General features: G+C 68.3%; 18 protein-coding genes. 4 read left to right on the top strand and 14 right to left on the bottom strand.

Annotated elements, in window-relative coordinates; genetic code table 11:
* Positions 1–50 precede the first annotated feature (50 nt).
* The 8 genes from aspA to IB269_RS18685 all read right to left on the bottom strand — a co-directional run bounded on the left by aspA (position 51) and on the right by IB269_RS18685 (position 11,840).
* A complete protein-coding gene (gene aspA / locus IB269_RS18720) occupies positions 51–1,469 on the bottom strand; it encodes an aspartate ammonia-lyase (protein ID WP_192367952.1) in 1,419 nt (472 codons plus the stop codon).
* Between the two features lie 14 nt (positions 1,470–1,483).
* On the bottom strand, positions 1,484–2,914 hold the full coding sequence (locus IB269_RS18715) for an amino acid permease (protein WP_192367951.1): 1,431 nt from the start codon (positions 2,912–2,914) through the stop codon (positions 1,484–1,486).
* Positions 2,915–3,034: 120 nt separating this feature from the next.
* A complete protein-coding gene (locus IB269_RS18710; protein WP_192367950.1) occupies positions 3,035–4,054 on the bottom strand; it encodes an amino acid ABC transporter substrate-binding protein in 1,020 nt (339 codons plus the stop codon).
* A gap of 22 nt (positions 4,055–4,076) precedes the next feature.
* On the bottom strand, positions 4,077–5,393 hold the full coding sequence (locus tag IB269_RS18705) for a dicarboxylate/amino acid:cation symporter (RefSeq protein WP_013802979.1): 1,317 nt from the start codon (positions 5,391–5,393) through the stop codon (positions 4,077–4,079).
* A 114-nt stretch (positions 5,394–5,507) separates the two neighbouring features.
* On the bottom strand, positions 5,508–6,509 hold the full coding sequence (locus IB269_RS18700) for a C45 family autoproteolytic acyltransferase/hydolase (protein WP_192367949.1): 1,002 nt from the start codon (positions 6,507–6,509) through the stop codon (positions 5,508–5,510).
* Positions 6,510–6,518: 9 nt separating this feature from the next.
* Positions 6,519–7,976, bottom strand: a complete 1,458-nt coding sequence (locus IB269_RS18695; RefSeq protein ID WP_013802977.1) for a biotin carboxylase — start codon at positions 7,974–7,976, stop codon at positions 6,519–6,521.
* Positions 7,973–10,876 carry an aminotransferase class I/II-fold pyridoxal phosphate-dependent enzyme gene (locus IB269_RS18690; RefSeq protein WP_192367948.1) on the bottom strand — a complete coding sequence of 968 codons (2,904 nt, stop codon included), beginning with the start codon at positions 10,874–10,876 and terminating at the stop codon, positions 7,973–7,975. Before IB269_RS18690 ends, IB269_RS18695 begins: the two co-directional genes overlap by 4 nt.
* A 91-nt stretch (positions 10,877–10,967) precedes the next feature.
* Positions 10,968–11,840 carry a carbon-nitrogen hydrolase family protein gene (locus IB269_RS18685; protein WP_013802975.1) on the bottom strand — a complete coding sequence of 291 codons (873 nt, stop codon included), beginning with the start codon at positions 11,838–11,840 and terminating at the stop codon, positions 10,968–10,970.
* A gap of 232 nt (positions 11,841–12,072) precedes the next feature.
* Here IB269_RS18685 and IB269_RS18680 point away from each other — a divergent pair, with 232 nt between their 5' ends.
* A complete protein-coding gene (locus tag IB269_RS18680) occupies positions 12,073–13,560 on the top strand; it encodes a PLP-dependent aminotransferase family protein (protein WP_353175103.1) in 1,488 nt (495 codons plus the stop codon).
* 35 nt (positions 13,561–13,595) lie between these two features.
* On the opposite strand, the gene IB269_RS18675 is transcribed toward IB269_RS18680, so the two are convergent.
* From IB269_RS18675 to IB269_RS18655, 5 genes are all read right to left on the bottom strand, one after another.
* Positions 13,596–15,845, bottom strand: a complete 2,250-nt coding sequence (locus IB269_RS18675) for a putative bifunctional diguanylate cyclase/phosphodiesterase (RefSeq protein ID WP_013802973.1) — start codon at positions 15,843–15,845, stop codon at positions 13,596–13,598.
* A gap of 22 nt (positions 15,846–15,867) precedes the next feature.
* Positions 15,868–16,608, bottom strand: coding sequence for a GGDEF domain-containing protein (locus IB269_RS18670; RefSeq protein WP_192367947.1), 741 nt, complete (start codon positions 16,606–16,608; stop codon positions 15,868–15,870).
* Positions 16,608–17,009, bottom strand: a complete 402-nt coding sequence (locus IB269_RS18665; protein ID WP_192367946.1) for a DUF1987 domain-containing protein — start codon at positions 17,007–17,009, stop codon at positions 16,608–16,610. Before IB269_RS18665 ends, IB269_RS18670 begins: the two co-directional genes overlap by 1 nt.
* 68 nt (positions 17,010–17,077) lie before the next feature.
* The gene (locus tag IB269_RS18660; protein WP_013802972.1) at positions 17,078–17,650 is read right to left on the bottom strand and encodes a SiaB family protein kinase; all 573 of its coding nucleotides are present in this window, start codon (positions 17,648–17,650) and stop codon (positions 17,078–17,080) included.
* A 9-nt stretch (positions 17,651–17,659) separates the two neighbouring features.
* A complete protein-coding gene (locus IB269_RS18655) occupies positions 17,660–18,892 on the bottom strand; it encodes a SpoIIE family protein phosphatase (RefSeq protein ID WP_192367945.1) in 1,233 nt (410 codons plus the stop codon).
* A gap of 186 nt (positions 18,893–19,078) precedes the next feature.
* On the opposite strand from IB269_RS18655, the gene IB269_RS18650 reads away from it, so the two are divergent.
* Positions 19,079–20,041, top strand: a complete 963-nt coding sequence (locus IB269_RS18650) for a TauD/TfdA dioxygenase family protein (RefSeq protein WP_063326491.1) — start codon at positions 19,079–19,081, stop codon at positions 20,039–20,041.
* 9 nt (positions 20,042–20,050) lie between these two features.
* Here IB269_RS18650 and IB269_RS18645 read toward each other — a convergent pair whose 3' ends face one another.
* Entirely contained in the window at positions 20,051–20,308 is a 258-nt protein-coding gene (locus IB269_RS18645; RefSeq protein WP_012204886.1) for a DUF2789 domain-containing protein, read from the bottom strand.
* A 209-nt stretch (positions 20,309–20,517) separates the two neighbouring features.
* On the opposite strand from IB269_RS18645, the gene IB269_RS18640 reads away from it, so the two are divergent.
* Both IB269_RS18640 and IB269_RS18635 read left to right on the top strand, forming a co-directional pair.
* Positions 20,518–21,558, top strand: coding sequence for a ligase-associated DNA damage response exonuclease (locus tag IB269_RS18640; protein ID WP_192367944.1), 1,041 nt, complete (start codon positions 20,518–20,520; stop codon positions 21,556–21,558).
* Positions 21,555–23,246, top strand: a complete 1,692-nt coding sequence (locus tag IB269_RS18635) for an ATP-dependent DNA ligase (protein ID WP_192367943.1) — start codon at positions 21,555–21,557, stop codon at positions 23,244–23,246. Before IB269_RS18640 ends, IB269_RS18635 begins: the two co-directional genes overlap by 4 nt.
* The last annotated feature ends 11 nt before the right edge of the window (positions 23,247–23,257 follow it).

The following is a 23,257-nucleotide window of genomic DNA, read 5'->3' as shown; positions in this document are numbered from 1 at the left end:
GGCCGGACATTCAGGTGGCTGCCAGCCGGGGTCGGCCTTGTGGATGCCCCTCAGGCGAGGTTCAGCGCCGTGGGCCGCGTGAGGATCTCGGGCCGCAGGATGGTGTCCAGCTGCGTTTTGGTCAGCAGGCCCCGGGCCAGCACGATGTCGTAGACGCTGCCGCCGCTGGCATGGGCCTGCTGGGCCACGGAAGTGGCGTTGGCGTAGCCGATGTAGGGGTTGAGCGCGGTCACGATGCCGATGGAGTTCTCCACCGCCGCGCGCAGGTGTTCGCGGTTGGCGGTGATGCCCTGCACGCAGCGCTCGGCCAGCGTCAGGCAGCCGTTGCGCAGGTGGCTCACGCTTTTGAAGATGCTGTGGGCGATGATGGGCTCGAAGGCATTGAGCTGCAGCTGCCCGGCCTCGGCCGCGAAGCTGACGGTGATGTCGTTGCCGATGACCTCGAAGGCGATCTGGTTCACCACCTCGGGGATCACGGGGTTGACCTTGCCCGGCATGATGCTCGATCCCGCCTGCATGGCCGGCAGGTTGATCTCGCCCAGGCCTGCACGCGGGCCGCTGGACAGCAGCCGCAGGTCGTTGCAGGTCTTGGACAGCTTGACGGCCACGCGCTTGAGCACGCCCGACAGCTGCACGAAAGAGCCGCAGTCCTGGGTGGCCTCGATCAGGTTGGGCGCGGTCTGCAGCGCAATGCCGGTGATCTCCTGCAGGTGCTTGAGCACCAGGGGCGCGTAGTCGGGATGGGCGGTGATGCCCGTGCCTATGGCGGTGGCGCCCATGTTGATCTCGCAGATCAGCAGCACGGCCTCGCGCAGCCGCGCCTGGTCCTCCTCGATCATCACGGCATAGGTGCTGAATTCCTGGCCCAGCGTCATGGGCACGGCATCCTGCAGCTGGGTGCGGCCCATTTTCAGCACATCCTGGAACTCCTCGGCCTTTTGCGCGAAGGCCAGGCGCAGCGAGTCCATGGCGTCGATCAGCCCGTGGATGCCGAACCAGGTGGCGATCTTGAGCGCGGAGGGGTAGACATCGTTGGTGCTCTGGCCGATGTTCACCTGCTCGTTGGGATGCAGGTACTGGTACTCGCCCTTGTGGTGGCCCAGCAGCTCCAGCGCGCGGTTGGCGATGACCTCGTTGGCGTTCATGTTGGTCGAGGTGCCGGCACCGCCCTGGATCACATCCACCACAAACTGCTCGTGCAGCCGTCCGCCCTGCACCTCCTGGCAGGCGCATACGATGGCATCGCAGCGCCGCTGGTCCAGCAGGCCCAGTTCATGGTTGGTCAGGGCCGCCGCCTGCTTGATGCTGGCCAGGGCGCGGATCAGTTCGGGGTAGATGGAGATGGGCGTGCCGGTGATGCCGAAGTTCTCCCGGGCACGCAGGGTGTGCACGCCGTAGTAGGCGTCGGCGGGAACCTCGCGGTCTCCCAGCAGGTCGTGTTCGATGCGGACGGATGGATCGGTGCTCATGCTTGTGTCTCCAGTTATTCGGACTTGACGATCAACGGACCCAGGCCTTCCTGAACGGCCTGCTCCTGCTCCACGCGGCCGGGTTTCGGGCGGCCCCAGTGGAGCTTTTGCGCCAGCATGCCCAGGGCGACCAATGCACCGCCCAGCACGCTGGTGTAGAGCACTTCCTTGCGGTAGGTGCCCTCGGCCACCATGACCACCATGGAGGCGACGATGAAGAAGATGGTGGCGTAGGTCAGCGCCGGAAAGCACCACATCTTCAGGCGGATGGGCGTGCCGCTGGCTTCGAGCTTGCGGCGCATGTGCAACTGCGACACGGCGATGCACAGGTACACCAGCAGCGCGATGGAGCCGGTCGCGGCCATGAGCACATCGAACACGTCCATCTGGCCGGTGGCGGTGAGGGCGACCGTCAGCAGGGCCAGCGCGCTGGAGGCGATGACGGCCATGTAGGGCGCGCTGGTGCTGCGGCCCAGGGTCGTGAACAGGCGGGGGGCGTCGCCGCGGCGCGCCAGCGAGAACAGCATGCGGCTGGAGGTGTAGAGCGCCGAGTTGAAGCAACTGCACACGGAAGTCAGCACCACGAAGTTGACGATCTGGCCGGCGAAGGGAATGCCCAGGTGCTTGAGCGCGACGGCGTAGGTGCCTTCGGTGGAGAGGATCAGGCCCGGGGTGTCGTACGGAATCAGGCAGACCACGATGAAGATGGAGCCCACGTAGAACAGCGAAATGCGCCAGACCACGGACCGGGTGGTCCGCACGATTTCCTTGCCCGGGTCCTGGGATTCGGCCGCCGCCACGGTGACGATCTCGGCCCCGATGAAGGCGAACATCGCGCCCAGCAGCGCCACCACCACGGCGCCGGGGCCGTTGGGCATGAAGCCCTTGCTGGTCAGGTGCGCCATGCCTGCGACATCGCCCGCAGGCCAGAGCCTGGCGATGGCCAGCGCTCCGATGGCGATGAACAGCACAATGGCCACGACCTTGATCAGAGCGAACCAGAACTCGAACTCGCCATAGTTGTGCACCGGCAGGAAGTTGACGGCCATCAGGCCGAAGACCACCACCAGCATGTAGCCCCAGATGGGAACGGCCGGCATCCAGGCGTTGAGGATGGCCCCGGCCACATAGGCCTCCCAGCCCATCAGCAGTGTCCAGAAGCACCAGTACAGCCAGCCGATCGTGAAGCCGGCCCAGCGCCCGATGGCGCGGTCTGCGTAGGTGGAGAACGAGCCGCTGTCAGGCTGCGCCACGGCCATCTCGCCCAGCATGCGCATGACCAGCACCACCAGGATGCCCCCGCCCATGTACGCCAGGATGGCTGCGGGGCCGGCACTGGCAATCACCTTGCCGGAGCCGACGAACAGCGCACCGCCGATCACCCCCGCAATGGATAGCATGGTGAGGTGCCGCGGCTTCAGCCCACCTTCGAGTTGCTGACTCATTTCCTGTCTCCTTGTGTTTGCTGTTGCAAAGGGGGTGCGGCCCGCGTGCTGCGTGCCCTGCGCAGAGCAAGGCCGGGCGAGGCGCCATCCGGCGCGCAATGGGTGCAGGCAGCAACCGCCTCAACGGGGTTGGGCGGCCAGGGTCTCGATGAGGGTCTGCAACTGGGCGCTCATCGGCAGGTCCAGGCTGGTGCCCGAAGGCAGGCGGCGCAGGAACCAGCGCCTGTACTGGCGCTCGATCTCGCCGTCCTCGGCCAGCGCCTGGAAGCTGGTTTTCACCACCTGGGCCAGCTGGGGGTCGTCCTTGCGGAACATGATGGCGTAGGGGTCGTAGGAGAGGTAGTCGCCCACCACCTGGAACCTGGCGCCCTGGCTCGCGCCCGTGCCGCCGTTGCCATCCGCCTTGCCGGCGTTCTCCGCGATCAGGCCGTACAGCAGCACGTCGTCGGTGGCGAAGGCGTCGGACTGGCCACCGGCCACCTGGGCAAAGCCCTGGGAATGGTCGGGCACCACCTGCAGCTGCATGCCCAGGTGAAATTTCCTGTCCAGGTCGCGCATGGCTTTTTCATTGGTGGTGCCGGCCGTCACCGCCACCTTCTTGCTGGCCAGGTCGCGCAAGGAGCGGATCTGCGCGTCCTGCCGGACCATGACCTTGGTGCCGGCCACGAACATGATGGGCGAGAAGGCCACGCGCTTTTGTCGCTCCAGGTTGCTGGTGGTGGAGCCGCATTCCAGGTCCACCTGGCCGCTGGCCACCGCGTCCACGCGGTTGTCGGCCGTGACGGGCACCCAGCGGATGGCCAGGCTCCTGTTGACCGCATCCTCGATGCTGGTCACCAGTGCCTTGCACAGCTCGATGGAGTAGCCGATGGGCTCGTTGCGCGCGTTCAGGTAGGAAAACGGCACCGAGGCCTGGCGGTAGCCCAGCGCAATGGAGCCGCTGGCGCGCACCTTGGCCAGCGTGCCGCTGAGCGTGGCGGGCGCGCGGCTGGCGGCGGTGCGCTCTGGCGTGTCGGCTTCCTGGGCGCCGGCCGTGGCGGCCAGCAGCGCAAGGGCCGCCACGCCCGCTGCCGCTGCCGCCCGCGCCGGCCCCCGCAGCGCCCATGGCTGCCCGTGCCGTGATCTGGGTTCGGGTTTCATGGCGTGTTCCTTGTGCGGGTTGTCAGGAATGGGCCGGGGAGGCGGGATGGGCCAGCGTGGCCCTGGCCTCCGAATCCAGCCGTGCGGCGTTGGCAGCGGCTTCGGTCTCGGGCAGCAGGTCGCCCTCCCACTTGGCGACGACGGCGGTGGCGATGGAATTGCCCACGGCGTTGGTGGCCGAGCGGCCCATGTCCAGGAAGGTGTCCACGCCCAGGATGAGCAGCAGGCCGGCCTCGGGGATGTTGAACTGGTTGAGCGTGGCGGCGATCACCACCAGCGAGGCGCGCGGCACGCCGGCCATGCCCTTGGAGGTCAGCATCAGGATCAGCAGCATGGTGATCTGCGTGCCCAGCGACAGGTGGATGTCGTAGGCCTGGGCAATGAACAGCACGGCGAAGGTGCAGTACATCATGGAGCCGTCGAGGTTGAACGAGTAGCCCATGGGCATCACGAAGCTGGAGATCTTGCGCTTGACGCCGAAGCGGTCCAGCGCGTCCAGGATCTTGGGGTAGGCGGCCTCGGAGCTGGCGGTGGCGAACGACAGCATGAAGGCCTCCTTGATCAGCACCAGCAGCCTGAAGATGCGCGGGCCCAGGAACAGGAAACCGGCGATCACCAGCACGCCCCACAGCAGAAACAGGCCCAGGTAGAAGTCCCCCATGAAAACGGCGAACTTCAGCAGGATCTCCAGGCCGTTGACCGACACGGTGGCCGCCATGGCCGCCAGCACGGCCAGCGGCGCGAGCTTCATCACATAGCCGGTGATCTTGAGCATGACGTGGGACAGCTCGTCGATGGCGGCCACCAGCGTCCTGCCCTTTTCACCGAGCGCGGCCAGGGCCACGCCGAAGAACATGGAGAACACCACGATCTGCAGGATCTCGTTGTTGGCCATGGCCTCGGCAAAGGACTTGGGCACCAGGTGGCTGACGAAGTCCTTGAGCGTGAACTTGGCGGTGGCGAGGTTGGCCGAAGCGCCGATGTCCGGCAGCGGCAGCCCCAGGTTGTGGCCCGGCTGCAGCAGGTTGGCCAGGACCAGGCCCATGACCAGCGACACCAGCGAGGCGGTGACGAACCAGCCCATGGCCTTGAGGAACACCCGGCCCACCGAGGCCGCGTCGCCCATGTGCGCGATGCCCACCACCAGCGTGGAGAACACCAGCGGGCCGATCAGCATCTTGATCAGCCGCAGGAACACGTCCGACATGATGGAGATGTAGCCCGCGATCTGCGCGGCCGCCTTCTTGTCGGGGAAGTTGATGAACACCATGTAGCCGATCACGATGCCGAGCACCATGGCAACCAGAATCCAGATGGCGGGCGGAAGTCTTCTTGTCATTTCCATGTCTCCTTCGGAACCTGTGGGGAAGGCCGGGGCTGCCGTGTGTGGCACGTGGTCCCCGGGCGTCGGATGCAAACGCTGAATGCAGGCGCGGGATGCTGGGCGGGGCGCTCAGGGGCCCTGGCTCAGGTAGGCGATCTCCCGGTGGCCCTCCTCGAAGGCCGCCAGGGTCTGCGGCCAGGCCTGGCCGGGCCAGGACAGTTCGAGCCGGCCCGACCGAGGGGCGTAGGCCGCCGTGTACAGCGTGCCGTAGCCGCGCCGCCAGGCGGGCTGGTACAGGGGCTCGAGCAGCAGCGCGGCCTGGGCGTCACGGGCCGGCGTGCCGGCATCGATCTGCTGCTGCAGGGCGGCCAGCCGCTCGCAGGCGCTGGTGGCGCGTGCATGCTCGGGCCATTCCACCGTGTGCTGGAAGTTGGTCACCGCCCGGCGCCGGGTCACTTCCACGGGACGGTCGGGGTTCAGGAACACCGTGGCCCATTCGCCCCGGGCATCCAGCAGCGTGACGCTGTAGCACATGTGCACGGGCACGCGCTGCAGGATGGCCACGGCCGATGCGGTGTCCTGCGCGATCTCCAGCACATAGCGCAGCACCAGCGGAATGCCGAAGCCGTCGCCATGGGCCGTGCGGCCGCCGAAGGACAGCGAGGCGGCCAGGCCCGACTCGTTCATGCCGTCCAGCGCGCCCCACAGGCAGTCGCCCATGGCGGCCACGCGCTGCCCGCTCCAGCGCGTGGCCAGCCAGTGGCCCTCCAGCAGCGCGGGCGCGAAGTCGTAGTTGCGCAGCAGCATGGGTTCCTGCTGGCCGGCCGCATCAAGCCAGACCGCTTGGGAGCAGCCGGTGATGTAGGGCGGCGGGCACCACAGCGACAGGAAGCGCGCCTCGATGTCGCCGCCGCCGGCCAGTTCCACCAGCCGCTCCCAGGTGGGCACCAGCTCCGGCATGTGCTGGCGCAGGGCGCGGCGGCACTCCAGGAAGCCGGCGCGCGCCACGGCGCCCTGGCGCAGGAACCAGGCCCGGTAGTAGGGCCAGGCCTGCTCGCACAGGGCCTGCCATTTCCGGCCGGGCAGGTCTTCGGCGATGGCCTGGAAGCGGATGCGGGTAGGCAGGGGCATGGGAGGCCTTCAGAGGATCTTGAACGAGCCCGGCGCCGGCGCTGCGCCGGGCTGGGTGGCCAGGATGGGCTTGCCCGCGTAGTAGTTCTTGATGCCGCGTATCCAGTCGCGCGCCCGGATGTTGAGCTTGAAGTTGTCGTCCATCGAGCGGCCGCGCGTGATCAGGATGCCCAGGTCGGCGCCCTCGTAGCGGTAGTCGCCGGGGCCGGTGATGCGCAGGAAGAAGGCCTCGCGCTCGGTGTCTATGGCCTTGCGGTTGTAGTCGAAGCGCTGGTAGGCCACGCTGCCGTCCTCGCCCATGCGGTAGATGCCGGTGGCCGGAGCATGCGTGACCTGGTCGATGCGGTCCTCGTTGAACTTGAGCACCACCTGAGACCAGGAGTCGATGAAATGCGGCTGTGCCCAGCGCTCGTTGATCTCCTTGACGTTCAGGTCGAACGGCACGCCCGAGAATTCGAGCAGGTGGAACAGGAACAGCGGCGCATCGGCGTAGGCGAAGGCGGCATGGTTGGTCATGGGGCTGGCGCCGCAGATGCGCGGGTTCAGCTCGCCCAGGTAGACCTCGCCGGTGTCGGTGTCGATCAGGAAGTCCAGGTCGAAGTAGCCGCGGTAGCCCTCGGCCAGCAACTGGTTGCCGAAGCGCTCGGCCATGTCGCGCGCCCTGGCGCGCACCTCCTCGGAGAAGGCGCCCGGGAACACCTCGTTGCCGCACCAGCCGCCCTTGTAGGGCGTGAGTTCGCGCGCGCCCACCACCTCGGTCAGCAGCGGCCCGACCAAGGTGCCCGACTGGGTGGCGCAGGCCTCCAGCGTGGCGCCGCGGCAGTTGATGCGCTTCATGATCTTGACCTCGGGGTCGTTGACGATCTCGTCCTTGTGCTTGTCGAAGTCCTCGCGCGAGGCGATGAAGAAGGTGGTGTGGCCCGAGTCGCCGAAGGCCGACTGCACCACCAGGTCCTTGCCCAGGCCGTGGCGTTCGGCGATCTGCATCAGGTGCTCGTAGCTGTCCACCTTCTCCAGGGCGTTGGGCACCGAGTACACGCCGGCCTTGTTGCCTATGCGCACGGTCTCCATCTTGTTGTCGCAGCGCTGGCGCAGCGCGGCTGGCGGAAACCAGACCTCCATGCCCAGCTCCCGGGCCAGGGCCTCGGTCTTCTCGTCGAACATCAGGAAGGTGGCGACCGGCTTGCCGCCGCGCCGCTCGATCAGGTCCACCACGTCCTTGTGCTGCAGCAGGTAGTTGTTGATGTCCTCGATGGACTCGAAGGGCTCGTGCGGCAGCTCCTGCGGCACGAAGGCGTTGGGGTGGCGGCCGTCGAAGCAGTCGATGTAGTTGATGTAGCGGAAGCGGTTGACCCAGCGGTCCATGCCCAGCAGGTTGAAGTTGGTGGCGCTGATGAAGTAGATGGGCCGCTCGTTGCGGTGGAACATCAGCAGCAGGTCGGCAACGCTTTTGACTTTGTTGTTCACTTCTTGCTCCTCGTCGTGGTCTTCTTCGGGGTGGGGGAAAGCGTGATCAGTTCAGGTTCGGGCTCGGGTCGGACCAGGCCCAGGCCTTCGTCGCCCGCCTGCGGCTGCGCCGCGCGGCCCGACAGCGCCAGCGCGGCGCGCGCGGCCGTGGCCTGGGCGGCGCGGTCCAGCGCGGCCCGGCTGAAGATGCGAAAGCCCAGCTCGGGCCGGAAGCCGTGGATCTCGCGCACATCGAGCGCGGCCATGAACTGCAGGATCTCGGCGCTGATCACCTGCCCGGGCACGAGGATGGGAAAGCCCGGCGGGTAAGGAATCACGAAGAGCGCGGACACCAGCTCGCGCCCCTCGGCAATGGCGCGCGCGGCCTCGGCCATGTCGATGTATTCGCAGTTGGTGTCGTCGTACGAGAGGAAGAAGGCGCTGCGGATGTCGCCGTCGCGCGTGCCTGCGCGGCCTTCGACGCTGCGGCCCCGGAAGGCGAAGTGGAAGCTGGAGAAATTGGGCAGCGGCGGCTGCTCCAGCGTGAGCGAGCGCACGCGCCTTTCATGGATGCGCCGCTCGATGGCGCTCAGGTCGGCCACGCGGGCGTCCACGTCGCGGGCAATCTTGATCAGCACCTCGATCAGGTAGGCGATGGCCGAGCGCGTGCTGCCGATGTTGGTCATGAACAGCACGGTGTTGCGCGAGGTCTTGTTGATCTGGATGCCGTACCTGTCCATCAACTCCTTGTTCTTGAAGGTGTCGCCGTCCATGCCCGTGGTGCCGATGACCAGGGTGGCGCGGCTGGGGTCGAGCACGAACTCGTCGCTGCGCCATGCCACCTCCAGGTTGTCCCAGCCCGTCTCGTCGTTGTAGTAGTTGTCCACGCCCGACTCGCGGTAGGCCAGCGGCACCAGGTCGCCAATGCGCAGGAAGCGGAAGTAGCGCCTGAGCAGGGGGTGGTGCAGCACCTGCTCGCGCAGGCTCATGGCCAGCTCCAGCTGGCGCTGGATCAGCTCGTAGCCCTCCAGCTCCACCTGGCGGCGGCCCACGTCCAGCGAGGCGAGGATCTGGTAGTTGGGCGAGGTCGAGGTGTGCGTCATGTACGCCTCGTGGAAGGACTCCTCGGCCTTGTCCTTGAAGTCCTGGTCCCAGATATGGATCATCGAGCCCTGGCGCAGCGCCGTCAGCGTCTTGTGCGTGGAATGCGTGGCGTAGACCCGGATGCGGGCCTTGGCGGGGTCGGGGATCAGCCGGGTCTCCAGCAATTGCTGGTCGTCCTCCCAGTCGATGCTGGCGGCGAACTCGGCGTGGCGCCTGGCGTAGGCCGGGTCCTTGAAGGTCTCGCACAGCCTGGCGGCGCTGGCCATGGCCGTGCGCGGGCGGTAGATGGGATGGCAGCGCGCGAAGGCGAACCAGGCCTCGTCCCAGAGGAAGACCAGGTCGGGCTTGATGGCCAGGCATTCCGTCATCACGCGCTCCACGTCGTAGACGATGCCGTCGAAGGTGCAGTTGGTCAGCAGCACCATGCGCACGCGCTCCAGCGTGCCCGCGCGCCGAAAGCCCAGCAGGGTCTCCTTGATGTGGCGCAGCGGCACGGCGCCGTACATGGAGTACTGGTCCAGCGGATAGGAGTCCAGGTAGGCCACCTGGGCGCCGGCCAGCACCAGGCCGTAGTGGTGGGACTTGTGGCAGTTGCGGTCCACCAGCACGATGTCGTCGGGCCGCACCAGGGCCTGCACCACGATCTTGTTGCAGGTGGAGGTGCCGTTGGTGGCGAAGTAGGTGCGCCTGGCGCCGAAGGCGCGGGCCGCGTACTCCTGGGCCAGCTTGAGCGGGCCCACGGGATCCAGCAGCGAGTCCAGCCCGCCCGAGGTGGCCGAGGTCTCGGCCATGAACAGGTTCATGCCGTAGAACTGGGCCAGGTCGCCGATCCAGTTGCTGTTCATGATGGACTTGCCGCGCGCCAGCGGCAGCGCATGGAACACGCCCGTGGGCTGCTTGGCGTAGTCGCGCAGCGCGTGGAAGAAGGGCGTCCTGTGGCGCTCGCCCACGCCTTTCATGATGGCGCTGTACAGCTCGATGTGGTCTTCCTCGCCGAAGAAGATGCGCTTGAAGACCTCGCCCACGCGCGCGGCGATCTCCTCGACGCTGACATCGGTGACCAGGTACAGGTCCAGCTCGGGGCGCAGCTGCGCGATCTGGCGGCCCAGCAGCGGGCCGCGCTCGAACTCGGGCATGGCCTCGCTGTTGTCGTCCATGCCTTCCAGGAAGCGGCGCAGCATGCCGTTCCTGTTGACCGAGCGGAATGGAAAGCCATGGCGTATCACCACGGCCTGCAGGTTGAAGTTGACCAGGGTGGCGATCAGCGCATCCTCGAAGCTGGGCACCACCACGATGTCGAACACGAAATCGTCGTCGGCGCTGCGCTTGCGCTGCACGCGGCGGCGCAGCGCGTCTTCCTCGCTGGCCGACATCTCGTCGACGATCAGCACCTCGAAGTAAGGCCGCGTCAGCTGTGCCTGGCGCTCGCTGTCGGTCTCTATCTGCGAGGGCAGCTCGTTGTCGTTGTCCAGCGTGTTGGCGTCATGGCGGTAGGTGCGCGCAGCCAGCACGCGGTGGATGCGCCGCGCCGCCTGGTGGGCGCGTGCCAGCTCCTCGCGCTCTATCCACTGGCACAGCTCACCGAAGACCCGGCCCCCGGGAAAGGCCCAGTAGCTTTCGACCGGCGCCAGCGCGTCGATGATGGTCTGCACATGGGCCAGGCGGCTGGCACGCTCGGGGTGCTCGGGCGCCAGGATGGCCAGCCGGCTGAGATCGTCCACCAGGCTGATCCAGCCATCGGCACGCATTTCCCAGACGCTGCGGTGGCGGCTGAGGGAGGCACGGGCGCGCGTTTCGGTCGGGGGGCGGGATGTCATCGTTGTCTCCTGGTTTTTTGCCGCATCGCCCGGTGGCTTGCGGCTTTGTGGTGCTCTTGATGTCGATCGCTGGGAAAAGGGGCGTGTCAGGTCATTGGGGCTTGTCCAGTGCTCCCAGGCTGTGCAGGTAGGGGAAGTCGGTGCCGTCCTTGCGGTAGACGGTGAAATCGCAGTCGCGGTCGCGGAAGCTCTTGAGCGGCTGGCCCAGGTTGCTGCGCAGGCCGTGTTCGCGCTCGTGCCGCAGCCGGGCGAAGTCGACCTCGATGGGCATGATCTGGGCGCCGCTGTCGGCCTGGTGGAGCACGTAGCCCGAGGGGTCCACGATGATGGAGCGGCCCACGCCGCCGTCGCCCACGCCGTTCACATCGAAGAAATAGACCTGGTTGGTGACGGCCGAGGCGCGTGCGATGCACAGCTCCACATCGCGGTCGATGGTGTCCGTCATGGTGGGGTGCAGGATCACCTCGGCGCCCATGGCCACCAGCGTGCGCGTGGTTTCCGGAAACCACATGTCGTAGCAGATGGACACGCCGAAACGGCCCGCTCCAGGCACGTCGAACACGCAAAAGCCGGTGCCGCCGGCCACATCGCGCTCATAGGGCCTGAAGGGGAAGAGCTTGCGAAAACGCGTGACGACCTCGCCCTGCGGGTTGATGACGGGCGTGGTGTTGTAGACCACCGTGCCATCGGGGCCGGCCACGCTCTCGAACAGCGAGCCGGGAATCAGCCACAGGCCGGTTTCCCGGGCCAGCCCGCACAGCCGGTCCTCGGTGGGGCCGGGCAGCGGCTCGGCCCTGTCGTGCTTGGGGCCTAGCGCCGCCAGCTCGGAGAACAGCACCATGCGGACCCAGGGAAAACGCGAGCGGATGTGGCGCAGGTAGCCGGCCATGCGCTCCAGGTTGCTGTCGAAGGCGCAAACCTCCATCTGGACGCCGGCAATGCCGAAGGTGGTGGCTGTGCTCATGGCTGCACCTCCTGGCAGGCGGCTTGCCGGGCCGGCAGGGTGCCGCAACGAAAAGCTTTCAACTTCAAGGACATAGGCTGACTGAGGGGCGGAGGGAACCAGGCGGTACGCACAGGTCTTTGAAGTGTCTGGAGGCGGATCATTGAAAAAATATTCGGCTTTCACGCCTTCGATAGCTATACATGGGGGCGAGTCTATGTTCACATTGATCCCAACAAAAGAACCAAATACCGTGAACAAGAGAGAACCAATTTCCCGCGTTGGAAGCGCCACGCTGCCGGACTTTGTCAATCGGCATTTCCAACGTAGCGATGCCGAGTACAACCACCGCCAGCTCTACCGCATCGTCAAGGAAGGCATCCTGCGCAAGGCCCTGCCGGCGGGCTCGCGGCTGCCCACCAGCCGCGAGCTGGCGCAGACGCTGGGCATTGCGCGCAACACCATCGTCCAGGTCTATGAGCAACTGGCGCTGGAGGGCCTGGTGCAGGCCGGCGTGGGGCGGGGCACCTATGTGGCCGAGGTGGCGCCGGCCTTCGTGAGCCAGCCGCCGTTGCCGCGCCGCCGTGGCACGCCGCTGTCGCGGCGCGGCAGCGCCATCGTGGGCGGGGCGCGGGCCAGCCACCTGCAGTGGGGCGCCTTCGCGCCGGGCGTGCCCGAGCTGCGCCAGTTTCCGGCCGCGCTATGGAGCCGCCTGCACGCCCAGGCCTGGCGCGATCACAACCCGCTGCAACTGAGCTATGCCACGGGTGCGGGCCATCCCGCGCTGCGCGAAGCCATTGCCGAGCACTTGCAGGGCACGCGCGGCGTGGCCTGCAGCGCGGACCAGATCCTGGTGACCAGCGGCGCCCAGCAGGCGCTGCACCTGATTTCCCAGCTGCTGGCCGATCCTGGCGACACCGTCTGGCTGGAGGACCCCGGCTACTGGGGCGCACGCAGCGTGTTCCGCATGGCCGGCCTGCAACTGCAGCCCATCGCGCTGGACGGCGAGGGCCTGGCGCCCACGCCGCAGCAACTGAAGACACCGCCGCGGCTGATGTTCATCTCGCCCTCGCACCAGTACCCCAGCGGCGTGCTCATGGGCCATGGCCGAAGGCGCCAGCTGCTGGACTACGCGGTGGCCCAGCGGGTCTGGATCGTCGAGGACGACTACGACAGCGAGTTCCGCTTCACCTCGCGCCCGCTGCCGGCGCTGCAGGGCCTGGACGAGCACGGCCGCGTGATCTACCTGGGCACCTTCTCCAAGACCATGTTCCCCTCGCTGCGTCTGGCCTACCTCGTGCTGCCCAGCGACCTGGCCGACAGCTTTGCGCGCGCGCTGAGCGAGCTGTTCCGGGAGGGGCAGATCATGCAGCAGATCGTGCTGGCGCAGTTCATGCGGCAGGGCCACTACGTCAACCACATCCGCCGCATGCGCCAGGTCTACGGAGAGCGCCGGCGCGTGCTCATCGACGAGATAGGCCAGCGCCTGGGCACGGCGGTAACCGTGCAGGGCGGAGACGCGGGGCTGCACCTGGTGCTGGGCCTGCCGCCCGGCTCGGACGATGACGCCATTGCGCGGCAGGCACGCAAGCTGGGCGTTCTCACGCGGCCGCTGTCCCTGTACTCGCTCAGGCCCGATCCGGCCCGGGGCCTGGTGCTGGGCTACGGAGCCGTGACGGAGCAGGAGATCCGCCACAGCTTCGGCCTGCTGGCCGAGGTGATCGCGCCCCATCTGCCGTGAACGGGCGACAGGGCGTCTTCACTCCGGCGCGCCATTCACTCCGGTGCGCCAGTGCGCCGGTGCAGCCAGCCCAGCAACTGCGCCTTGTCCATGGGCCGGGCAACGTGATAGCCCTGTCCCTCCTGGCATCCCATGGCGCGCAGGGCCTGCCAGGCGCTGGCGTCCTCTATGCCTTCGGCCAGGACCTGCAGGCCGAGCTTGCGGCCCAGCTGGGCGATCATTTCGGCGATGCGCGCCTCCTGTGATTCGCCAAGCTGGCGCACGAAGCTGCGGTCGATCTTGATGCGGTCCAGCGGCAGGCGCTCCAGGTAGCTCAGCGAGGAGTAGCCGGTGCCGAAGTCGTCGATGGCAATGGTCACGCCCAGCGTGCGCAGGGCGCTGAGCGTGGCCTGCAGCAGCTGGGTGGGCAGCACGGCCACCGACTCGGTGATCTCCAGCTCCAGTTGCGCGCCCTGCAGGCCGTGCTCTGCCAGGGCGTTGCTCACGGTCTGCAGAAAGCCCGGGTCCTGCAGCTGCACGGTGGAGACATTGACGGCCATGCGCCGGGGGGCGCGGCCGGCGTCCAGCAGTTCGCGCATGGTGCGGCAGGCCGTGGCCAGCACCCATTGGCCCAGCGGCACGATGAGGCCCGAATGCTCGGCCACCGGAATGAAGCGGTCGGGCGGCACGAAGCTGCCGTCCTGCCGGCGCCAGCGCAGCAGGGCCTCCAGGCCGACCAGGGCATGGGTTTCCAGGTCCACCTGGGGCTGGTAGACCAGGAAAAGCTGGGCGCCGTCGATGGCGGCGCGCAGATCGGACAGCAGCAGGGCGCGGTCGCGCGCCTCCATGCCCATCTGCTCGGAGTACTCCAGCAGCTGGCCGCGGTGATCGCGCTTGGCGCGCTTGAGGGCGATGGTGGCGTCCTTGACCAGGTCAGTGCCGGCCTGGCGTTCATGGGGCAGGTACACGTAGCCGCAGGTCAGCGAGACCTTGTGCGGCACGCCGTCCACGGCCAGCGGCTGGCGGGCGCAGTCCAGCAACTGGGCCAGGGCCACCTCGTCGGTGGGGCCCAGGATGCCGAAGGTGTCCGATCCCACGCGCGCCAGCAGCACGCCTGCGGGCAGCGCGCTGGCCAGGCGGCGGGCCATGGCTTCGAGCAGGCGGTCGCCGAAGCGGTGGCCCATCACGTCGTTGGTGGCGCTGAAGTCGTCGATGTCCACCAGGGCCAGCACATGGTCCCGCGTGCCGCGCCACACGCATTCGTCCACTTTTTCCACGAAGTGGGCGCGGTTGGGCAGGCAGACCAGGGGGTCGAAGTAGGCGGACTGGTGCAGGCGCTCCAGCAGGCCGCGGTTGTGCAGCAGCGTGCGCAGGTTGGCGCAGAAGACTTCGAGCAGCTGGCGGTCCAGTGCGCTGTGCGAGGCCGGCGCGTCGATGAAGACGGCCATGTCCTGCTCGTCGCCCCGGCCGATGTACAGCGCCACGCCGCGCTGCACGCCGTAGATGTTGCGGCGGGTCTGCAGCGCCTGGCGCAGCAGGCGTAGCCCGCGCGAGGCCAGCACGGTGGCGATGGGCTGGTCGATGAGCCGGGCGAATGGCCCCGTGGCCGCGAGCACGCGGTAGGGCTCGGCCGGGTGCGTGCCCTCCGAGCAGACCAGGCCTTCGCTGGCCACGCCCAGCAAGGTGGCCAACTGGGTGATCACGCCCCGCGCGAAGGCGTGCAGATTGGTTTCCTCCAGCAGCGAGGCGCTGGAGCGCACCATCAGCTCCAGGCTGCGGCGGTTGGCCTCGATGGCGCACAGCTGCTCGTAGGAGCGCACGGCGGTCACCACGATGGCCAGCAGCCGGTCGGGCGTGAGTTCGGTCTTGGTGCGGCAGTCGTTGATGTCGTAGCGCAGCAGGGTTTCCAGATCGGGCGCCTGGCCCGGGCGGCCGGTGCGCAGCACGATGCGGCTGTTGCGCAGGCCGGCCGTGTAGCGGATGAAGTCCACCAGGTCCAGCCCGGCGCCCGTGCCATCGGTCACGGCGTCGAGCACCACCACGGCCAGGTCCTGCTCGCTGCGCAGCAGATTGCGCGCCTGTGTGCCGGAGCGGGCGTAGAGGAACACCAGCGGCCGGCCGAACAGGGTGTGGCCTTCCAGCGCCAGGCGGAAGGCGGCGTGTACGTCGGGGTCGCTGTCCACGATCAGCACCCGCCATTCAGGCCCGGGCACGGGCGATGGCGGGGGCGGCTGCAGAGCCGGCTGCAGGAGGGCGGAAGCAGGGGCGGGCGCCCTGGGCGCCCGTGCGCGCATCACGAAACTCATGCCTCAGCCCTGTCCGCGCCGCTCAGGCCGTGGCATGGTCTGCCGCGCGCACGACCTGGTTGCGCCCGCTGCGCTTGGCGGCGTACAGCGCCTCGTCGGCCAGGCTGTAGGCGTCGTCGAAGCGGCCGCCGCTCGGGCGCCAGCTCACGCCGAAGCTGGCCGTGATGCAGCTGGCGTCGGGCAGGCCGAAGGGATGGGCCTCGATGGCAGCGCGCACCTGCTCGGCCACGCGCACGGCGCCGTCGCTGTCGTGCTGGGGCAGCAGCACGGTGAATTCCTCGCCGCCCACGCGGCCGATGTGGGCCGTGGCCGGCACGGCGGCCTTGAGGCAGCGCACCACGCCCAGGATCACGCTGTCGCCCACGGGGTGGCCGAAGCTGTCGTTCACGCGCTTGAAGTGGTCTATGTCCAGCACGATCAGGGCCAGCCCCTGCTGGGTGAAGTGGCGGTTCACGCGCTCGATGATGGCCGCGCGGTTGAGCACGCCGGTCAGCGGGTCGTGCGTGGCGCGGTATTCCAGCTCGCCGGCCAGCTCCTGCAGGCGCTGGTTGAGCTGGGTCATCTCCAGCTCGGCCCGGTCGCTGCGGCGCACCAGCCGGCGCGTTTCGCGCAGCAGGCGCTCATAGGCGGTCAGCAGCACGCCCAGGGCCTGGTGGCAGGCCTGGGCGCCGGCTTCTTCGCCTCGGTCGTGGGCGGCGCGGGCCGCCAAAAGGGCCTGGTGCTCGGCATCGAAGAGGTCCGCGGGAGCGGCCACGGTGTCCATCACGCCGCCTTCACGGGGTGGCCGCTGAAGGCGATGGCGGGAAAGTCGTCGCGCAGCTCCTCGCCAAACTCGCAGATGGTGTCGTCTTCCTCGTCGTGGTACCAGTGCAGGGCCACGGGGCGGCCGGCCTCGGCGGCGCCGCTCAGTGCCTCGATCAGGTTGAACAGCATCTTGGTGCTGGAGCTGTTGAAGTAGGCCAGCGCGATGTGCACCTCGATACGCGCCTGCTGCTGCGCCGGCTGCGGCTGGGCCAGGTAGTCCTTGAGGCGGGCCAGGATGCCGCCGTAGAAGGCGGCGGCGTTCTCGGGATAGGACTCGCCACGCAGGTGCAGCGTGTGCGTGTCGAACTGGAAGTCCACTTCCGGGGAACTGGGAGTCGGTGCGATGTAGAGGTTGTCCATGCGTGATCTCGGTGCGTTGTCCGTGCCTGCGGGCCGGGCCTGTCCAGGCCTGGTGCCGGAGCGACGGCTCAGAGCGTGGCTTTCAGGTAGAAGACGGGCCGGCCGTCCACGGTCTGGGCGGGATCGAAGTCGAACTGCAGCGGCTCGCGCGCATCGCGGGCCAGGGTCAGGAAACCCATGCCCGCGCCCTTGCTGCCTTCGGGCGCGTCATCGCGCAGCGACTGGCGGCAGGCCTTCTTGATCTCGTCCAGCGTCATGCTGCGCAGGGCGTCGAGCTTGGCGCGCAGTGCCTCGCCCATGCCCGGCTCGATGGGGTTGGCGCACAGCAGCACGAAGCTGCCGTCGTCCTCGCGGCGGATGCAGACCGCGCCGTGGCGCAGCTCGCCATCGTCCTGGTGGGGCGGAGTCAGGGCATCGGCCGAGTAATGGATGATGTTCTGCGCCATCTCGACAAAGGACGAGAACAGCTTGCGCCGCGTGGGGCCCGGCACGCCGGCCACTTCCAGCTGCAGCCGCACGGCCTCGGCCATGGCCGCGACGATGTTCTGCGAGAAGTAGCCCACGTAGTAGAAGATCACCTGGTGCTGGCGCGCCAGGTGGAAGAAACTGCCGTACTTGTCGGCGATCTGTGCGGAGGGCATGGGAGGCATTCAGGTTCTGAAGCAGAAAAAGGTCAGGTCGTCGCGGCGGTGGTGCTCGCCCTGCCAGGCCTGCAGGGCGGCCAGCAGGGCGCGGTTGATCTCGGCGGGCGTGCGGCCTGCCTGCTCCAGCAGCAGCTCGCGCACGCGCTTCTTGCCGAAGGTGATGCCGCGCGGGCCGCCGACCTGGTCGATCAGGCCGTCGGTGGTGATGAAGACCAGGGTGGCGGCGGGCAGCTCCAGGTCGATGTTGTTCCAGGCGAAGTCGAACTCGCTGTCCACATAGCCCACGCCCTTGCGCTGGCCATCGAGCACCTCCACCGCCTCGGCGCCGGGGCGCAGCACGAACAGCGCAAGGCGCGCGCCCGCAAAGCGCAGGCGCCGGTGCGCGGGCTCGAACCAGAAGCAGGCCGCGTCCAGCCCGTCGTCGGAGCCGGGCGTGCCATCCTTGCCATCGAGCTGGCCCAGCATCTGCTTGACGCTGCGGTTCACATGGCCCAGCAGCGCGGCCGGGTCGCGCGGGCCGTGTTCCTTGATGGCCTGGCTCAGGCTGCTGGTGGCGATCAGCGTCATGAAGGCGCCGGGCACGCCGTGGCCCGTGCAATCGGCCACGGTGGCAAACCAGCCATCACCGTCCTGGCTGAACTGGTAGAAGTCGCCGCCGACCACATCGCGCGGCTCCCAGACCAGGTCGGCGCCGGGGCAGGCGCGGGCCAGGGAGTCGCGCGAGCTGCGCAGCAGCGACTGCTGGATCACGCTGGCGTATTCGATGCTGTGCATGATCTGGCGGTTGCGCGCCACCTGCATGTCCGCCACCGCGCGCATCAGCTGCAGACCGTTGCCCACGCCCGCGAACAGGCCCTCGCGCGTGATGATGAAACCATCGGTCAGCGCCTTTTCGCCGTACTCCACGGTCTTCACGGTCAGGGTGTCTATGTCGGTGGAGGCATCGACCACCAGCGGCTCCTTGTCCATGAAGGCGATGCAGCTCTTCTTGCCGTACAGCTCCATGCGAAACGGCTTGCTGAACTGGGACAGGAAGATGCTGCGGTTGATCAGGCCGATGGGGCGGTTGCCCTCCACCACGGGCAGGCTGATCAGGTCCCGGTGGCGCGTGAAGACCTCGAGCACCTTCTCGTTGGTCTCGTCGGCGGTCATGCAGGGAACGGGGGTACACAGGTCCGCTGCGCTGGGTGGGCGGAAACGTGGCCTGGAATCGCTCAGGTAGGCGCGGGACTCATCCATGGAAGGCACATCGCAAAATTGTTAAGGAATGTTACGTCTTCCTTGTTGCAGTTTTGTGACGCGCACGGCCCTGGTTGGCATGCACTTGTCTTGCGCATAACCATGCGCCAAAAGCTTCGTTGTGGCGTGGCAGGGCGGTTCCTAGCATGGGGGCTTCCACCCATGCAAGCACTGAGGAGAGACGCCGTGAACGCTGTCACCGAAGCCAGCCACCTGAGCACCGTGGCCCAAGACCTGGAGCAGGACCGGCAACAGCCGCTGCAGATCCAGCCCCTGTCCGGCCGCATAGGCGCCGTGGTCCACGGCGCCAGGCTGTCGGGCGAGCTGGCGGCCGAACAGTTCACGCAGATCCATGCGGCCCTGCTGCGCCACCGCGTGCTGTTCTTCCGGGGCCAGCACCATCTGACGGATGCATCGCACCAGGCCTTCGGGCGGCTGTTCGGCGAGATCGAATCGCACCCCACCGTGCCTGCCCCGGACGGCACGGCCTTTCTGGAGCTCAATTCCCAGCATGGCGGCCGCGCCGATTCCTGGCATACCGACGTCACCTTCAAGGCGGCCTTTCCCAAGGTCTGCGTGCTGCGCGCCGTCACGCTGCCCGGCCATGGCGGCGACACCGTCTGGGCCAATACCGTGGCCGCCTATGAGGGCCTGCCCGAGCCGCTCAGGCAACTGGCCGAGCAGCTGTGGGCCGTGCATGGCAACGACTACGACTACGCCGAGAACTTCCGCCAGAACGCGGCCAGCCAGACCGAGACCGCAGGCCGCGCCAGCTACCGCAAGGTGTTCACGCGCAAGACCATCGAGTCGGAGCAGCCGCTGGTGCATGTGCACCCCGAGACCGGAGAGAAGGCGCTGCTGCTGGGCCACTTCGCCAAGCGCATCAAGGGCCTGCGCGCCAATGAATCGACGGCGCTGCTGCAGCTGTTCAACGAACGCATCATCCGGCTGGAGAACACCGTGCGCTGGCAGTGGGCGCAGGGCGACGTGGCCATCTGGGACAACCGCGCCACGCAGCACTACGCCATCAACGACTACGGCGATGCCCACCGCGTGGTGCGCCGCGTCACCGTGACCGGCACCGTGGCCACCAGCGTGGACGGCCGCCACAGCGTGGACATCACGGTGCCCGAGCCGCTGGCGGCCTGACTGCCCGTGCTATCGGGCAGCGCGCTGCCTGACCGCGTCTTCGTGCAGCGACTCGCTGAGCTGGTCCACGACGATGGACCACGACGCATCGGCCTTGAGCTGCTCGGCCAGGAACTGGCGCTGCGCATCGCTCCAGTAGGGCGCATCCACCACATCCACATCGGCGGCCAGCTGGTGCGCGCGGATGAAATCGGCAATGGCCTGGTCACTGGCATCCAGGCCCAGCTGCAGGAAGAGATTGGACATGCGTACGACGGAATTGTTCATGAAGGCGTGTGGATGTGTGTGGGTTGAGAGGGCGCTATCTTCCTCGATTTGACCGGCCCTGCGGACCGGTTGTGTCGCGGTTGTCCCGCGGTTGCAGCCTGGTTGCGGGGGTAGGTGCAGGCTGACAGCCTGCCGCGCTCCGGGCCAGCGTGCGCGCGGCGACCGCCCCACTAGCATGGGGCCATGAGCATTCCCGCCCCTGATCCCGCATGGCCGCCGACCTGATCGTGGCCCGCCCCGAAGGCCTGTACTGTGCGGCCGGCGACTTCTACATCGACCCCTGGCGGCCCGTGGACCGGGCCGTGATCACGCATGGCCACTCCGACCACGCGCGCGCCGGCCATGCCCATTACCTGGCCCATGACGACAGCGAGGGCGTGCTGCGCGCACGGCTGGGCGCGGACATCACGCTGCAGACCCTGCCGTATGGCGAAGCCATCGATCACCACGGCGTACGCATCTCCCTGCACCCGGCCGGCCATGTGCTCGGATCGGCCCAGGTGCGGCTGGAGCATGGCGGCCAGGTCTGGGTGGCCTCGGGCGACTACAAGACCGAGGCCGATGGCACCTGCACCCCCTTCGAGCCCGTGCGCTGCGACACCTTCATCACCGAATCCACCTTCGGCCTGCCCATCTACCGCTGGCCCCGCCAGCCCGAGCTCATGGCCGACATCAACGCCTGGTGGCAGGCCAACGCCGCCCAGGGCCGGCCCTCGGTGCTGCTGTGCTATGCCTTCGGCAAGGCCCAGCGCATCCTGCACGGGGTGGACCGCCGCATCGGCCCCATCGTCGTGCATGGCGCGGTGGAGCCGCTCAATGCCGTGTACCGCGCAGCGGGCGTGGACCTGCCGCCCACGCTGCGCGTGACCGACCCCGGCGTGGATGCACAACTGCTCAAGACGGCCCTGGTGCTGGCGCCACCTTCGGCGCAGGGCACGCCGTGGATGCGCCGCTTTCCCGGCCATGCCGATGCCTTTGCCAGCGGCTGGATGCAGCTGCGCGGCACGCGCCGTCGCCGTGGCGTGGACCGGGGCTTTGTCATGTCCGACCATGCCGACTGGCCCGGCCTGCAGTACGCCATAGGCGCCACGGGCGCCGAGCGTGTCTTCGTCACGCATGGCAGCGTGGCGGTGCTGGTGCGCTGGCTGCGCGAGCAGGGGCTGGATGCGCAAGCCTTCCAGACCGAATACGGCGATGAGGACGAGGCTGCCGCCGCCCAGGCTGCACCGGATGAGGCACCCGCCCCATGAAGGATTTCGCCGCCCTCTACCGCGCGCTGGACGCCAGCACCGCCAGCCGCGACAAGCAGGCCGCGCTGCAGGCCTATCTGCGCGCCGCCGCGCCTGCCGATGCGGCCTGGGCCGTCTACTTCCTGGCCGGCGGCAAGCCGCGCCAGCTGGTGCCCACCAAGGTCTTGAAGGAGCTGGCGCGCGAGGCTGCCGGCCTGCCCGAATGGCTGTTCGACGAAAGCTACGAGGCCGTGGGCGACCTGGCCGAAACCATTGCGCTGCTGCTGCCGCCACCCGGTGACGCGCACGACCTGGGCCTGGCCGCCTGGGTCACGGACCACCTGCTGCCGCTGCGCGGCATGGCGCCCGAGGCGCTGGCGGACACGCTGCGCACGCAGTGGGCGCGGCTGGCGGCCGATGAGCGGCTGGTCTACTTCAAGCTGATCACCGGCGCCTTCCGGGTCGGCGTGTCGCGGCTGCAGGTCACGCAGGCGCTGGCGGCCGTCAGCGGGGTGGATGCCAAGCGCATCGCCCAGCGGCTCATGGGCTACACCCACATCGGCGCGCGGCCCGGGGCGGCCGACTACCTGCGGCTGGTGGCGGGAGAGGAAGAGGGCGATGACGCGCATTCGGGCGAAGCACGCGGCCACCCCTATCCCTTCTTCCTGGCCCATCCGCTGCAGTTGCCGCTGGAGCAGTTCGACGCCGTGCTCGGCCCGCCGTCCCAATGGGTGGTGGAGTGGAAATGGGACGGCATACGCGCCCAGATCGTGCGGCGCGGCAGCGGTGACGCGCTGGGCACCTGGATCTGGTCGCGCGGCGAGGAACTGGTGAGCGAGCGCTTCCCCGAGCTGCAGGCCATGGGCGATGCCTTGCCTGCGGGCACCGTGATCGACGGCGAGATCGTCGTCTGGGCCGCGCAGCAGGGCGAGGCGCCCGCCCATGTGCGCCCCTTTGCCGACCTGCAAAAGCGCATAGGCCGCAAGACCCTGGGCCCCAAGCTGCTGCGCGAGCTGCCCGTGGTGCTGCTGGCCTATGACTTGTTGGAGGAGGGCGGCCAGGACCTGCGCGCGTTGCCCCAGCATGAACGGCGCGCGCGGCTGGAACGGCTGGTGGCCTTGGTGGCGCACCCGGCGCTGCTGCCCAGTCCGGTCCTTGCGGGCGATAGCTGGCAGGCCCTGGCCGAACTTCGCGAGCAGGCCCGTTCCCTGGGAGTGGAGGGCATGATGCTCAAGGCCCGCGATGCCGCCTACGGCGTGGGCCGCACCAAGGACAGCGGCGTGTGGTGGAAGTGGAAGATCGATCCGCTGAGCGTGGACGCCGTGCTCATCTATGCACAGCGTGGCCATGGCCGTCGCGCCAGCCTCTACAGCGACTACACCTTTGCCGTCTGGAACGCGCCGCCCGGCACCGAGGGCCGCGCCCTCGTGCCCTTCGCAAAGGCCTATTCGGGCCTGACCGATGCCGAAATGGCGCGCGTGGACGCCGTCATCCGCAAGACTACGGTGGAGAGCTTCGGCCCCGTGCGCAGCGTGCGGCCCACCCTGGTGTTTGAGCTGGGCTTCGAGGGCATTGCGCGCAGCGCACGCCACAAGAGCGGCATTGCCGTGCGCTTTCCGCGCATGCTGCGCTGGCGCGAGGACAAGCCTGTGCAGGAGGCCGACTCCATCGACACGCTGGCCGCCCTGCTGCCGCATTCCGACCCGTGACGCACCGCGCC

The organism is Delftia sp. DLF01, assembly GCF_014852125.1.
Classification (GTDB): domain Bacteria; phylum Pseudomonadota; class Gammaproteobacteria; order Burkholderiales; family Burkholderiaceae_C; genus Comamonas; species Comamonas acidovorans.
The sequence above is the reverse complement of the archived record's forward strand: the minus strand, read 5'-3'. Positions and strand labels throughout refer to the sequence as shown.

Bases quoted from the DNA above. Each gene is read 5' to 3' on its own strand.
- aspA (WP_192367952.1), bottom strand. From the start codon at position 1,469: ATGAGCACCGATCCATCCGTCCGCATCGAACACGACCTGCTGGGAGAC.
- IB269_RS18715 (WP_192367951.1), bottom strand. From the start codon at position 2,914: ATGAGTCAGCAACTCGAAGGTGGGCTGAAGCCGCGGCACCTCACCATG.
- IB269_RS18710 (WP_192367950.1), bottom strand. From the start codon at position 4,054: ATGAAACCCGAACCCAGATCACGGCACGGGCAGCCATGGGCGCTGCGG.
- IB269_RS18705 (WP_013802979.1), bottom strand. From the start codon at position 5,393: ATGACAAGAAGACTTCCGCCCGCCATCTGGATTCTGGTTGCCATGGTG.
- IB269_RS18700 (WP_192367949.1), bottom strand. From the start codon at position 6,509: ATGCCCCTGCCTACCCGCATCCGCTTCCAGGCCATCGCCGAAGACCTG.
- IB269_RS18690 (WP_192367948.1), bottom strand. From the start codon at position 10,876: ATGACATCCCGCCCCCCGACCGAAACGCGCGCCCGTGCCTCCCTCAGC.
- IB269_RS18685 (WP_013802975.1), bottom strand. From the start codon at position 11,840: ATGAGCACAGCCACCACCTTCGGCATTGCCGGCGTCCAGATGGAGGTT.
- IB269_RS18675 (WP_013802973.1), bottom strand. From the start codon at position 15,845: ATGAGTTTCGTGATGCGCGCACGGGCGCCCAGGGCGCCCGCCCCTGCT.
- IB269_RS18670 (WP_192367947.1), bottom strand. From the start codon at position 16,608: ATGGACACCGTGGCCGCTCCCGCGGACCTCTTCGATGCCGAGCACCAG.
- IB269_RS18665 (WP_192367946.1), bottom strand. From the start codon at position 17,009: ATGGACAACCTCTACATCGCACCGACTCCCAGTTCCCCGGAAGTGGAC.
- IB269_RS18660 (WP_013802972.1), bottom strand. From the start codon at position 17,650: ATGCCCTCCGCACAGATCGCCGACAAGTACGGCAGTTTCTTCCACCTG.
- IB269_RS18655 (WP_192367945.1), bottom strand. From the start codon at position 18,892: ATGGATGAGTCCCGCGCCTACCTGAGCGATTCCAGGCCACGTTTCCGC.
- IB269_RS18645 (WP_012204886.1), bottom strand. From the start codon at position 20,308: ATGAACAATTCCGTCGTACGCATGTCCAATCTCTTCCTGCAGCTGGGC.
- IB269_RS18640 (WP_192367944.1), top strand. From the start codon at position 20,518: ATGGCCGCCGACCTGATCGTGGCCCGCCCCGAAGGCCTGTACTGTGCG.
- IB269_RS18635 (WP_192367943.1), top strand. From the start codon at position 21,555: ATGAAGGATTTCGCCGCCCTCTACCGCGCGCTGGACGCCAGCACCGCC.